The organism is Streptomyces mesophilus, from assembly GCF_040300965.1.
In the GTDB taxonomy this organism is placed as follows: Bacteria; Actinomycetota; Actinomycetes; order Streptomycetales; family Streptomycetaceae; genus Streptomyces; species Streptomyces mesophilus_A.
In genome coordinates this window covers 17,916-30,152 of sequence record NZ_JBEPEW010000104.1, presented here as the reverse complement: position 1 = coordinate 30,152, position 12,237 = coordinate 17,916, and the positions used below count along the sequence as shown (strand labels likewise).

The window sequence follows — 12,237 nt, the reverse complement described above, 5'->3', positions numbered from 1 at the left end:
GCAACGGGCTGCCGCGCCGCCGCGTCCGCGCGGTGCTCGACGAGGTGGGCCTCGGCTCCGTCGCGCGCCGTCCGGCCGGTACGTACTCTCTGGGCATGAAGCAGCGCCTCGGTATCGCCGCGGCCCTGCTCGGCGATCCGCCGGTGCTCGTGCTCGACGAACCGCTGAACGGACTCGACCCCGAAGGCATCGTCTGGATCCGGGGGTTGATGCGCCGGATGGCCGCCGAAGGACGCGCGGTCATGGTGTCCAGCCATCTGATGAGCGAGGTCGAACTCACCGTCGACCACCTGGTCGTCATCGGCCGGGGCCGGCTGATCGCCGACACCTCCATGGCCGCGTTCATCGAGTCCAACTCCCTGCGGGAAGTGGTCCTGCGCAGCCCCCGGGCGCCTGAGTTCGCCGGACGGCTCGAGGCCGAGGGCGCGACTGTGCACCGCGACGGCGACGCCCTCGTGGTCACCGGTCTCGCCGCCTCGGCGATCGGCGCGCTGGCCGCTGCCCGCGGTGTGGAACTCCATGAACTCGCCCCGCGCAGGACCTCCCTGGAGGAGGCCTTCATGCGCCTCACCCAGGACAGCACCGAGTACGCCGCCGAACAGGAAACGGAAGCCGCCTGATGAGCGTCACCAGCGTGATCACCCGCCGCACCGCACCCGGCCACCAGCTCCCGGACACTGCCGAACCGGAGAAGGCGACCTTCCGGCACAGCCTCCACGCCGAGTGGATCAAGATCCGCACGATGCGCTCCACGCTGTGGGTCGTCCTCGGCACACTCGTGATCGGAGTCGGCCTCGCCTCCCTCAACGGCGCCTCGGCCGGCGACGAATACGCCACGATGCCGCCGGCGGACCAGGCGGTCTTCGACCCCCTCGCCACCAGCCTGAAGGGCTACATGCTGGCCCAGGTCACGCTCGCGCTGCTCGGCGGCCTGGTCGTCACCGCCGAGTACGGCAGCCGCACCATCGTGAGCACCCTCACCGCCGTGCCCCACCGCGGCCGGGTGCTCGCGGCGAAGGCGGTCGTCCTCGCCGTGATGGCGTACGGGGCGGCCCTGGCCACGATGGTGGTCGGCTTCGTCGTCGGGCAGTCGGCCCTGGAGGGCGCCGGAGCTCCCTACGCGACCCTGTCCGATCCCCAAGCGCTGCGTGCCGTGTTCGGCGGGGCCCTGTATCTCACCCTCGCGGCGCTGCTCGGCTTCGCGGTGGGCACCTTGATCCGCAGCACCACCGCCACCGTCACCACGATGTTCGCGACCATGCTGATCGTCCCCGCGTTCGGCCCGGCCCTCCCGGGCCCGCTCGCCGACTGGACGGCCACGTACTGGCCGCCCTCGGCCGGGGGACAGATCGTCACCGCGTACCGAGACCCGGAGCTTCTCGGCCCATGGCCGGGTCTGGCGGTGATGGCGGGATGCGTCGCGGTGCTGCTCGTGGCCGCGTTCCTCACCTTCCGCAGGCGCGACGCATAGGAAGATCGAGCAGCGACCGGGGATCGGGCAACGGCCCGGACAAGCCGGCGGACCGGCAAGGCGGTGATACGACGATGGCGGAACAGCTCCTCGTGGTGGAGGACGATCCCACCCTGCGCGAACTCCTCTCCGCGAGCCTGCGCCTGACCGGCTTCGAGGTGCGCGCGGTCACCACGGGCGGCGAGGCGCTGAGCGCGGTGCGGCAGGACCGGCCCGACCTGATCGTTCTCGACGTGATGCTGCCGGACTTCGACGGCTTCGAAGTCGTCCGCAGACTCAGGGCGCTGCACGCCGATGGCCCGCCTCCGGTGCTGTTCCTGACGGCCCGCGACGCGGCCGAGGACCGGATCAGCGGCCTGACGGCGGGCGGCGACGACTACGTCACGAAACCGTTCAACCTGGAGGAGCTGATCCTGCGCATCCGCGCCATCCTGCGGCGTACGAGCGGAGCACGGGCGGACGGCCGTCTCGTCGTCGGCGACCTCGTGCTCGACCCGGACAGCCACCAGGTGACCCGCGGGAGAGCGGGCATCGCGCTGTCGCCGACCGAGTTCAGCCTCCTGAAGGTGCTCATGGAGCACACGGGTCAAGTCCTGTCCAAGGAGCAGCTCCTGGACCTCGTCTGGCACTACGACTTCGGCGGCGACGACAGCATCGTCGCCTCGTATGTCAGCTATCTGCGGCGCAAAGTCGACAACGCCGAGCCCAAGCTGATCCACACCGTCCGCGGCACCGGCTACGTGCTGCGCAGGCCGCAGCCGTGAAGGGCCTGGGCAGGGGACTGTCCCTGCGGGCCCGGCTCCTCGCGCTCACCCTCGCGCTGCTGATCGCCGCCCTGCTGGCCAGCACCGGACTGCTGATCGACCAGCTCCAGCGCGATCTCCTCGAGCAGCTCGACGAACGCGTGGCCTCGGTCGCCGCCGTCGCGGCCCGGCTGCCGGCGCTGCCGGACGCGGTCGGGGACGAGGCCCCTCAAATGCGCGACGCCATCGAGCAGGAACTCATGAAGGGCATGTACGTGGCGGACGCGGCTCCCGACGGCGCCGTCACCTGGCTGATCCGGCCCGGGGCGGATGACCCGCCCGAACTCCCCGCCCTCGACACGACCGAGGTGGCCGCGCGGGGCGGCGAACCGTTCGACGCCCGCTCCGACGACGGACGCGAATGGCGCGTCGTGGCACTCCCACGCTCGGCCGGTGAGGGCTCCGGCAGCGTGGTCGCGGCAGGTTCGCGCGCCGATGTCGACGCCGCCATGCAAGGCCTCACCCGACGCGTCCTGCTGATCGACGGCATCGTGCTGGCCGCCCTCGGCCTCGCCGGCTGGTTCGCCGTACGCGCAGGGCTGCGCCCGCTGCGCCGGATCGAGACGACCGCGGCCGCCATCGCCTCCGGCGACCTGACGCACCGTGTCCCCGAACTCGCGGGCCCACGCACCGAATTGGGGCGCCTGTCCTCGGTGCTCAACGGGATGCTCGACCGCATCGAAGCGGGCGATGCCGCACGTGCCGACGCCGAAAAGCGTATGCGCCGCTTCATCGCCGACATCAGCCACGAACTGCGCACACCCCTCTCCGGCATCAAGGGTTTCACCGAGCTGTACCGGATGGGCGGCATGCCCGAACGCTCCGATGTCGACGCGTCGATGAGCCGGATCGAAGGCGAAGCGGGCCGCCTCATCCGACTCGTCGAGGAACTCCTCCTGCTGGCCCGCCTGGACGACCGGTCCGCCGACACCGCACTGCCCCTCCAGCTCACCCCGATGGATCTGCGCACGCTGGCAGCCGACGCGCTGCACGATCTGCGCGCCCTCGACCCCGGGCGCACGGTCACCCTCACCGGTCCCGGCGGCGGCCCGCCCGGCGGCGCACCGGTCCTCGGCGACGAGGCGCGGCTGCGCCAGGTCACCTCCAACCTCGTCGGCAACGCCGTCGCCCACGCGCCCCCCGGTACTGCGGTGCGGATCGGCGTCGGCGCCCAAGGCGCCTTCGCGGTCCTGGAGTTCGAGGACGAGGGCCCGGGCATGACCGCCGCACAGGCCGAGCGAGTCTTCGACCGCTTCTACCGCGGCGACACCTCCCGCGCCCGCGCCACCGGCGGGGGAGCGGGCCTGGGCCTGGCCATCGTCGACTCCCTCGTACGCGGCCACGGCGGCCGGGTCGAGGTCTGTACGGCGCCGGGACGGGGGGCGACGTTCAGGGTGCTGCTGCCGTTGTACGAGGGGGACTGAGCCGGCGCGGCAAGGCTCACGCTCCCGCCGTGCGTCCAGCCGCCACGGCTCAGGCTCCCACCTGACCCCCGGCCGTCACCGCCCTCAGCTCATCCAGCGTCTCGCGCACCAGGTGCGCGAGGTCCGCCGTCCCGTCCTCGGCGATCCACCGGACGAAGGCGTGCTTGAACGCGGCCACACCGGCCTCGGCGGCCAAGGTCGCGGCAGGCTCCGCGACGCCCCGGCCGCGCAGCGCCTCGGCGATGGACTCCACCAGCGACGCGAGCTTGATCAGCTCGCGTTCCCGCAGCTCGGGCCGTGCGTCGATGACCGTCTGGCGCTGCCGGGCGAGCTCTCGGCGTTCCTCGAGGAGCGCCGCGGCCGCGCCGAGTGCGTGCGCCACCGCATCGATCGGCGAGGCCGTCTGCGGGGCCTGCGCGACCGCCGTGGCCAGCGCCTCGTTCAGCGGGTTCGTGTGCGGGAACAGCACCTCGCGCTTGTCCGCGAAATGCCGGAAGAACGTCCGTTCCGTCAGTCCCGCCCGCTGGGCGATCTCCTTCACGGTCGTCTGCTCGAAGCCGCGCTCGCGGTAGAGCTCGAGGGCCGCCTGCTCCAGGCGTCCGCGTGCGTTCGGTTCCCATCGGGCCATGCCCGCATCGTACGCGATGACAGTGACTGACATCGCGTGTAATCTGATGTCAGTCACTGTCATCGACATCCATGTCGCACCGTACGGACAGTGGCCTGGCAGGAGGTCAAATCCCATGCGTGTCTTCGTCACCGGCGCTTCCGGCTGGATCGGTTCCGCCCTCGTCCCCGACCTGCTCGCCGGCGGCCATCAGGTGGTCGGCCTCGCCCGGTCCGAGTCCTCGGCGAACGCCCTTGCCGAGGCAGGCGCCGAGGTGGTCCGCGGCTCACTCGAGGACCTCGGCACTCTCCGCGCTGCCGCCACCGCGGCGGACGGCGTCATCCACCTGGCCTTCCACCACGAAGTCGCCTTCGAGCAGGGCGACTTCAAGGCCGCGGCCGATACGGACCGTCGTGCCGTCGAGGCCATGGGGGAGGCGCTCGCCGGCACCGGCAAACCCTTCGTCCTGGCATCCGGCACGCCGGCCCTGTCCGGCCTCGTGGCCGGCGAACGCGACGGCCACGACCTGCCGCCCGTCGACGCCGTACCGCCCGAGGCGGCCGGAATGGTGACCCGGATGGCCACCGCCGAGTACGTTCTCGCCCTCGCCGGGCGTGACGTGCGCTCCTCGGTCGTACGCCTGCCGCGCACCAACCACGGCGAAGGCGACAAGGGCTTCATCGCGGTCCTGGTCCAGATCGCCCGTGCCAAGGGTGTTTCCGGCTACTACGCAGACGGCACCAACCGCTGGCCCGCCGTCCACCGTCTGGACTCGGCCCATATGTTCCGCCTCGCGCTCGAACAGGCCCCGGCCGGCGCGACGTTGCACGCCGTCGCCGACGAAGGTGTCACCCTGCGCGAGATCGCCGAGGTCATCGGCCGCCACCTCGGCCTGCCGACGGCCTCCGTCGCACCCGAGGACGCCGCCGACCACTTCGGCTGGCTGGCCATGGTCCTCACCACGGACCAGCCCGCCTCCAGCACCCTCAGCCGCGATCTGCTCCACTGGTCCCCCTCCCGGCCGGGCCTCATCGCAGACCTGGACAAGGGGCACTACTTCCGTACGGACAAGGGCTGATCGCCGGCGCGCTCGGGCGCGGCCCTCGGGGGAACCGGCGGCTCAGCCAGTCCGTGTCTCCGTATCCATGGGGCCCGCGTGATCCATGGGTTCCGCGTGACCGTATCCATGGATTCGGTAAGGGACCTCGAGCCGTTCGCCGACCTCGGTCAGGACGTCCGGGCAGAAGTAGTACCAGCGCAGGCACGTGATCCCGCCGTCGGCCGTGTCCGCCCGGAGCACGTCCTCCAGGGCCTCGGGGCCGCTCCCGTCGCTCGGCGTGGCCCACATCAGAACCAGCAAGTCACCGTCGAGTGCACGGACTTCGGCACGCCATCCGACGGTTGTCTCCAGGAAGAGCGTGTGGTGCAGCGAGCCCGAGGCGATCCGGTCCCGGCCCACTTCATGCGCCATCCCGATGACGTCGCTCACCGCGTCCTCGACGAACAGTTTGGTCAGTCCGTCCAGGTCATAGGCAGTGAACGCCCTCGCGAGTGCGTCGAGGGTGCGGTGGTCGGGAGCGGTACGCCGAGCGAGCGCGGCCGCCCGCCCGGGACCGGCCAGCCGTCCGCGCGCGCGGTGCAGTGCGGCTTTGACCGCCCCTTCGCTGGTGTCCAGCATCGCGGCGATCTCCTTCAGCGGCAGGTCGAACACGTCCTTGAGGACGACGGCGGCGCGTTCCTGGGGCGCCAGGAGCGTGGTCATCTCCGCGAGCGCGTCGCGTACTTCGAGCGGATCCACGAAGGGCGGGGTCGCGGGATCCGACGGCTCGACGAGCAGCGGAGCCGGGCGGCGCACCTGGTCGAGGTAGACGTTCGTCGCGATCCGCACCAGCCACGCCACCGGCCGCTCGATCGGCTGGTGCGACTGCGCGGCCCTGGCGAGCGCTCGCGCAAGCGTCTCCTGGACCAGATCCTCCGCGTCCCACACGCTGCCCGTCAGACGGCGGCAGTACCGGAACAACTCGCCCCGCAGCGGCTCCAGTGCCGTCAGGAACTCACGCCGCGCGGCCTGCGCCGCCGCAAGCACGGAATGCGGCAGTGCTCCGGGTGCGGAAGAGGGACAGGAAGCGGATCGAGACGTCACGGCACGGCTCCTTGCATGGTGGGCGGCTTTACATCTCGGTACGACGTGACAACCTTCGTATCCGATACGTAGCCGGGAACGTGAGCCCGATCACCTCGTGGCCGACGTACGGCCGGACGAACGGGGGAGGGGCTGTGGCGGGTCGACAGCTGCACGGATTTCTCGGGATGGCGGTGGGGCTGATTCTCGCGGTGGCCACCGCGATGCTCCTGGGCAGGGCGTGGAGCGCCTGTGGCGTGGGGGTGAACAACGCGGCCAACAGCGGCTTCCTGCTGTGGATCTTCATCCCGGGACTGTGGTCGGTTTTGCTGCCGGCCTGGCTCGCGGTGGGCGCCCTGCTCGGGAACCGTCCCCGCCTCCACGCCATCGCGCTCGCGGTGACGCTCCTCGGTCTTGTCTGGTGCGCCATCTCGATCTTCTGGGAAAGTGCCACCCCGGCGTGCCCCGCCGGCGTACCCACGTGGTGGCCCAACTTCCTTCCCACCCCGGGGTTTTGAGATCTCACCGGACCCAGCGACTCGTCCCGCGGCTCGGTCGGCGGCCCAACCGCAGTCCGCATGCTCCTGGATCTTCTCCCGGCGTTCACCTTCCGTCTTGAATGGCCCTCGACACTGCGTGCGGCCTGCGACTTCACTGCGCGGGCCGTGCGTACGTATGCAATCGATGGAGGTCGCATGGGCATGGTCGGACGTCGTCAACTACTGGGAATGGCAGGTGCCACGGTCGGCGCGGGACTCATCGGCGCCGGTGCGGCCGAGGCAGCCGAAGGTGCTCACCAGTCCGCGCGCCGCACCCTGAAGGTGCTTCAGTTCAACATCTGGCTCGGTGGCAGCAGAGTGGACGGCGGCCGTGCCGGAATCGCGGACACCATCGCGGCGGTCCGCCCGGACGTGGTCCTGCTCAGCGAGTCCAACCCGCAGCGGGTTGCCGACCTGCTCGCCGACCTCACCGAGCGCGGGCTGACCTTCCACGACAACGCCAACCCGACCGATCCGGCGGTGATCTCCCGCTTCCCGATCGTCGACCGCGCCTCCTTCCCCTCCTGGTCGAAGGCCGTGATATCCGTCGAAGGCACCGAGATCGCCGTCTACTCGGGCCACCTCGAATACCGCTACTACGTCAACTACCTGCCGCGCGGATACGGAGGCGGCACCCCCGCGCCCCTGGAGACCTCCGAATACGGCTGGGACGAGATCCCCACCGGACCGATCACCGACGTCGACCTGATCACGCGCCTCAACGAGGCCTCCGGCCGTACGGCGGTGACGAAGACGATGCTCGCCGACGCGGCGGCCGAACGCCGTCGAGGCCGGCTCGCCATCCTGGGCGGTGACTTCAACGAGCCGTCGTTCCGCGACTGGACGAGGCGCACCCGCAACCTCTTCGACCACAACGGCACCGTTGTCGACTGGTCGACGACGAGGGCCATCGAGGACGCCGGCTTCCGCGACACCTACCGCGAGATCCACCCCGACCCCGTACGCACCCCGGGCTTCACCTGGCCGAGCGACAACCCGGGCGCCGAGACGGGCGAGTTGACCTGGGCCCCGAAGGCCGACGAACGCGACCGTATCGACTTCGTCTACTACCACCCGGACCGCCGCATCCGCCTCCTCGACAGCGTCATCGTCGGCCCCTCGACGACGATCGTGCGCAACGAGCGCGTCGAGGAGACCGGCCGTGACCCCTTCTGGGAGCCGACCTGGACCTGGCCGAGCGACCACAAGGCGGTGCTGAGCACGTTCCGGCTCAACTCCGGGGCGTGACAGGGGCCTTGAATTCCGGGGCCCTACGGGAATCCTGAACCCCGAGGCCTGACGGTAATCCTGAACCCCGAGGCCTGACCGGTCTCCTGCGTCCGGCGCCGCGTACGGCGCCGGACGCTCCGACCGACGATGCCCTGGTGTGGCCCGCCTGGCGGCTTGGCCCTACTTCAGGTGCCGGACGAAGAACCTGCCCCCGTCCTCTCCCGCGAACTGGGGGACGCCCGTGTGCCCGCCCATGTTGGCCTGCAGCGTCTTCTCCTTGGAGCCGAAGGCGTCGAACAGGTCCAGCGCCGCCTGCCGGTCATTTCCTTCGTCGTCCCACTGCAGCAGGACGTGCAGCGGAATGGTCACCTGGCGGGCCTCCTCGAGGATGGCGCGAGGGATGAAACTCCCGGCGAACAGGCCGGCGGCCACGATGCGCGGCTCGACCACCGCGAGCCGCACCCCGATGGAGATCACTCCCCCCGAGTACGCGACCGGGCCGCCGATCTCGGGCAGCGCGAGCAGGGCGTCGAGGGCGGCCTGCCATTCCGGGACCGACTTCTCGACGAGCGGCAGGATGAGGGCGTCGATGATCTCGTCGCCGATGGGTTCGCCGGCCTCCATCGCCCGGCGCAGGTCGGCCCGGGCCTGATCGGCTTCGGCCCAACGGGGCCGGTCACCGCTCCCGGGAAGCTCGATGGTGGCCGAGGCGAAGCCCTCGGCCGCGGCACCGCGGGCCCGCGCCGCCAGGCGCGGGTACATCCTGGGCAGTCCGAGCGGAGGGTGGCCGAGAAGGATCAGCGGCGCCGGTGCGGATGCGGACGAGGACACGGGTGTCCACAGGATGCCGGGGATCTCGCCGAGGGTGAAGGCGCGCTCGAGGACACCGTCGTCGAGGCGTTGTTCAGAGGTGAAGTGCACGGTCGTGCCTTTCGGGAGGGCTCAGAGCGGCGCTCCCGGACGACCTATCGCCCGACCGTGACCCCGGAGGGGAGCACCCATGTCGTCACTGCGTTCACGGGTACCACCTCCTGTATTTCTCTCGCACGGCCTCCAGGAACCTAGCAGCGCCGGCGAAGGGTCCGCAAACGAGTTCCTGACGAGGGTCCGTGCCCGGTGGCGCGTGACCTCCGGGGAAACGGTCCGAGGGGCGTCCCTCAGGCGATGGGGAAATCGAAATACGTGTCGGGGTAGGGCTCGTCCTTGAGGGTGTAGTGCCACCATTCGCAGTCGTACGCACTGAATCCCGACCCCTCCATGACGGAGTGGAGGAGGTGACGGTTCCGCGCTTCGAACTGCTTGACTCCCTCGGCGCCGTGGTGCGAGATGGAATCCATCAGGTCATGGCCGCCGCCCATGGCCGCGAGGTCACCGGTGTCCAAGTGGTACAGCGTCACATCGACCGTGCTCCCGCGGCTGTGCCCGGACTTGGTGGCCACGTACCCCTTCTCGAACATCTCGGCCCGCTCGATATTCGGATAGTGCCGCGGCTTCGTACGGCCGTCCTCCGGCAGTTCCGACCAGCGCAGGAAGCAGTCGACGGCGCGCTGGGGCCGATACCCGTCCCACAGCACAAGGCCGAAGCCGAGGTATTCGGCCCTCGCCTGGGCTTCTTTCAGAGCGCTGCACAGTGCCCGGGTGCCGACGATCCGATTCGCCCGGTATCCGTCCACCGGTTTCCCGGTGAAATTGTCCCAGGTGGCGTACTTGGCATCCCAGCGTATGCCGGGGACGTGCTCGTCGACGAACACGAAATCGTCGTTCACCGGCTGCCTCCTGCGATCGCCAAAGCCACCATCCTGTCGATCACTTCGGACAGCGGCACGCCCGCGGCGGCCATCATGCGCGGGTAGCGGCTGTACGAGGTCATCCCGGGAAAGGTGTTCACCTCGTTCAGGACGACGGTTCCGTCCTCCTTGAGGAACAGGTCCACGCGAGCCAGCCCCCCGCAGCCCAGGGCGCGGTAGACGGACTTCGCCGTCTCCTGGACGAGCGCGCGGGATGCGGCGGGAATATCGGCGGGGACGATCGCCGTCGAGTTGTCGGAACCCTGCTCAGGTGCCGATTCCTGATGGATCCGGAAGAAGCCGTGGGACAGGGCGATCCGGTCCACTTCGCCCGCAGTCAGATCCGGGCCGTCGCCCAAGATGGCACAACCGATTTCGCTGCCGATCACAGCCTCTTCGATCAGCACCTTCGCGTCGTACTGCCGCGCGGACTCGATGGCACCGGCCAGTTCATCCTTCGCGGACACCTTGCTGACCCCGAACGAGGAGCCTGAACGCGCCGGCTTCACGAACACCGGATAGGTGAGGCTGTCCGCATCGATGTCTCCGAGTTCCGTGACAGTCCAGAAGTTCGGCACGGCTATCCCCGCGCTGCGGGCCACGGTGTACGCGAGGGACTTGTCCATGCACAGGGCGGAACTCTGCACATCGCAGCCCGCGTACGGAATGCCGGAGAGCTCGAGCAGGCCCTGCATCGCGCCGTCCTCGCCGAGCGTGCCGTGCAGCACCGGCAGGACGACGTCCAACCTGATCGTGTCGTATTTTCCCTGGTCGAGGACGAGCAGCCCACCCACCGTCCGGTCCGGCGACAGCGCGGCAGGACGGCAGTCCCCGGTCTCCCACTGCGTGTCGGGCCCCTCGCACAGCAGCCAGGCGCCGCTCTTCGTGATCCCGATGTAGAACGGCTCGTACTTCGCGAGATCGAGGTTCTTCGCGATTTCCTGAGCCGACTTGACCGAGATCGGGTGCTCTTCGGATGAGCCGCCGAAGATGATGCCGACCCTGAGCTTATCCATGGTGATTCCTGCTTTCGAATTCAAGGCAGTTGGCGATCGAGTTGGTGACCGTGTCGCTGAGTGCGTGGTCCGTGTAGTACGCGGTGTGCGGGGTGATGAGAACGTTCGGCATTTCCTGAAGCCGCAGAAGTGTTTTGCTCTCGATGTCCCTGTTCCTGCAGTCGGCGTAGAAGATCCCTTCCTCGCCTTCGAGGACATCAAGGGCGGCACCGGAAAGGCGGCCGCTTTCCAGCCCTGAGAGCAAGGCCTCGGTGTCGAGCAGCGGCCCGCGCCCGGTGTTGATGACGAACGCTCCGCGCTTCATCCGCTCGATGCGCCGGCGGTCGAGCAGATGGTGGGTCTGTGCGGTCAGCGGAGTGTGGAGCGTCACGATGTCGCTCTGCCGGAGCAGTTCATCGAGCGGCACATACGCGGCCGAGGTGTGCGGGGCATGGGAGTTGGCGAGTATGCGGCAGCCGAAACCCCGTAGCCGGTCCATGACCGCCGACCCGATACGCCCCGTTCCGATCACTCCGACGGTCAGATCGCGCAGTTCCTTCCCGCGTACCTCGTTCAACCGGTAGTCGTGAACGGCGCCACGGCGGACAGTGGACTTCGCGTCACGTATTGCCATCAGCATCAGCATCAGCGTGTAGTCGGCCACGCTGTCGGGGGAGTAGTAGACGTTCCCGACGGAAATGCCGAGACCGTCCGCGGATTCGAGGTCGATGTGGTTGTAACCGACGCTGCGCGTGGAGATGTAGCGCACGCCGACGCGGTGGAGTGCAACGAGCGTCGCACGGGTGAGAGGAGTCTTGTGGCCGACGCTGATGGACCGGTTTCCGCGGGCCAGTTCAGCATTGGACTCCGACACGGCCGCCTCGGTGAGGGTGGGAACGATGCCGAATCCAGGCGCCAACTCCCGGAACAGAACGGCTTCGTCCCGCCCGCATCCATAAACGGTGATTCCCGTGGTCGACAGCGGGCGGGAGGACGACGAAGCCGGAGCTCGCGTGCGGCGGACCGCTGCGCGGACTGGTTCGGTGTAGGTCATGCCCACAGTCAACGAGAGGCGGTGTTGCCGCAACGTATGCGCTTTTTGATACGAGGACGATATGCGGGCGGCTTGTGAGGCTACGTCAGGACCCCTGCCCTGCCGAAGACTTGAGCCGCACCGCGTCGAACTTTCCCAAGGTGTGCGCCCACATATCGTCGGCGTATCGAAAAACACATACGCGCGGACAACACTCCGCCCCTTT

General features: G+C 69.3%; 13 protein-coding genes. 7 read left to right on the top strand and 6 right to left on the bottom strand.

The window, feature by feature from the left end; genetic code table 11:
• The 4 genes from ABT367_RS29095 to ABT367_RS29080 form a co-directional block, all read left to right on the top strand.
• Positions 1-620, top strand: a 620-nt coding sequence (locus ABT367_RS29095; protein WP_352256259.1) for an ATP-binding cassette domain-containing protein, incomplete at its 5' end; no start/stop codon positions are given.
• The gene (locus tag ABT367_RS29090) at positions 620-1,471 is read left to right on the top strand and encodes an ABC transporter permease (protein ID WP_352256258.1); all 852 of its coding nucleotides are present in this window, start codon (positions 620-622) and stop codon (positions 1,469-1,471) included. The genes ABT367_RS29095 and ABT367_RS29090, both read left to right, overlap by 1 nt.
• A gap of 74 nt (positions 1,472-1,545) precedes the next feature.
• A complete protein-coding gene (locus tag ABT367_RS29085) occupies positions 1,546-2,235 on the top strand; it encodes a response regulator transcription factor (RefSeq protein ID WP_352256257.1) in 690 nt (229 codons plus the stop codon).
• Positions 2,232-3,698, top strand: coding sequence for a sensor histidine kinase (locus ABT367_RS29080; RefSeq protein ID WP_352256256.1), 1,467 nt, complete (start codon positions 2,232-2,234; stop codon positions 3,696-3,698). The genes ABT367_RS29085 and ABT367_RS29080 overlap by 4 nt, the downstream gene beginning before the upstream one ends.
• A gap of 49 nt (positions 3,699-3,747) precedes the next feature.
• Here the strand turns inward: ABT367_RS29080 and ABT367_RS29075 are convergent, their stop codons facing one another.
• Positions 3,748-4,326 (bottom strand): TetR family transcriptional regulator, encoded by a 579-nt coding sequence (locus ABT367_RS29075; RefSeq protein WP_352256255.1) that lies wholly within the window; start codon positions 4,324-4,326, stop codon positions 3,748-3,750.
• A 115-nt stretch (positions 4,327-4,441) separates the two neighbouring features.
• Here ABT367_RS29075 and ABT367_RS29070 point away from each other — a divergent pair, with 115 nt between their 5' ends.
• On the top strand, positions 4,442-5,383 hold the full coding sequence (locus ABT367_RS29070) for an SDR family oxidoreductase (RefSeq protein ID WP_352256254.1): 942 nt from the start codon (positions 4,442-4,444) through the stop codon (positions 5,381-5,383).
• Between the two features lie 42 nt (positions 5,384-5,425).
• Here the strand turns inward: ABT367_RS29070 and ABT367_RS29065 are convergent, their stop codons facing one another.
• Positions 5,426-6,448: a sigma-70 family RNA polymerase sigma factor gene (locus ABT367_RS29065; RefSeq protein ID WP_352256253.1), complete on the bottom strand. Its 1,023-nt coding sequence runs from the start codon at positions 6,446-6,448 to the stop codon at positions 5,426-5,428.
• Positions 6,449-6,582: 134 nt separating this feature from the next.
• Here ABT367_RS29065 and ABT367_RS29060 point away from each other — a divergent pair, with 134 nt between their 5' ends.
• Together ABT367_RS29060 and ABT367_RS29055 are read left to right on the top strand one after the other, a co-directional pair.
• Positions 6,583-6,945: a hypothetical protein gene (locus ABT367_RS29060; RefSeq protein ID WP_352256252.1), complete on the top strand. Its 363-nt coding sequence runs from the start codon at positions 6,583-6,585 to the stop codon at positions 6,943-6,945.
• 210 nt (positions 6,946-7,155) lie between these two features.
• On the top strand, positions 7,156-8,214 hold the full coding sequence (locus ABT367_RS29055) for an endonuclease/exonuclease/phosphatase family protein (RefSeq protein WP_352256251.1): 1,059 nt from the start codon (positions 7,156-7,158) through the stop codon (positions 8,212-8,214).
• Between the two features lie 162 nt (positions 8,215-8,376).
• Here the strand turns inward: ABT367_RS29055 and ABT367_RS29050 are convergent, their stop codons facing one another.
• The 4 genes from ABT367_RS29050 to vanH form a co-directional block, all read right to left on the bottom strand.
• Positions 8,377-9,117 carry an alpha/beta hydrolase gene (locus ABT367_RS29050; RefSeq protein WP_352256250.1) on the bottom strand — a complete coding sequence of 247 codons (741 nt, stop codon included), beginning with the start codon at positions 9,115-9,117 and terminating at the stop codon, positions 8,377-8,379.
• Between the two features lie 236 nt (positions 9,118-9,353).
• Positions 9,354-9,962 carry a D-Ala-D-Ala dipeptidase VanX gene (gene vanX, locus ABT367_RS29045; protein ID WP_352256249.1) on the bottom strand — a complete coding sequence of 203 codons (609 nt, stop codon included), beginning with the start codon at positions 9,960-9,962 and terminating at the stop codon, positions 9,354-9,356.
• Complete coding sequence (vanA, locus tag ABT367_RS29040) at positions 9,959-10,999, bottom strand: D-alanine--(R)-lactate ligase (RefSeq protein ID WP_352256248.1); 1,041 nt, start codon at positions 10,997-10,999, stop codon at positions 9,959-9,961. The genes vanX and vanA overlap by 4 nt, the downstream gene beginning before the upstream one ends.
• Positions 10,992-11,960, bottom strand: a complete 969-nt coding sequence (gene vanH, locus ABT367_RS29035) for a D-lactate dehydrogenase VanH (RefSeq protein WP_434975564.1) — start codon at positions 11,958-11,960, stop codon at positions 10,992-10,994. The genes vanA and vanH overlap by 8 nt, the downstream gene beginning before the upstream one ends.
• Positions 11,961-12,237: the final 277 nt, after the last annotated feature.

Excerpts from the sequence above, each read along its gene's own strand:
- ABT367_RS29090 (WP_352256258.1), top strand. The coding sequence starts at position 620 with ATGAGCGTCACCAGCGTGATCACCCGCCGCACCGCACCCGGCCACCAG.
- ABT367_RS29085 (WP_352256257.1), top strand. The coding sequence starts at position 1,546 with ATGGCGGAACAGCTCCTCGTGGTGGAGGACGATCCCACCCTGCGCGAA.
- ABT367_RS29075 (WP_352256255.1), bottom strand. The coding sequence starts at position 4,326 with ATGGCCCGATGGGAACCGAACGCACGCGGACGCCTGGAGCAGGCGGCC.
- ABT367_RS29070 (WP_352256254.1), top strand. The coding sequence starts at position 4,442 with ATGCGTGTCTTCGTCACCGGCGCTTCCGGCTGGATCGGTTCCGCCCTC.
- ABT367_RS29055 (WP_352256251.1), top strand. The coding sequence starts at position 7,156 with ATGGCAGGTGCCACGGTCGGCGCGGGACTCATCGGCGCCGGTGCGGCC.
- vanA (WP_352256248.1), bottom strand. The coding sequence starts at position 10,999 with ATGGATAAGCTCAGGGTCGGCATCATCTTCGGCGGCTCATCCGAAGAG.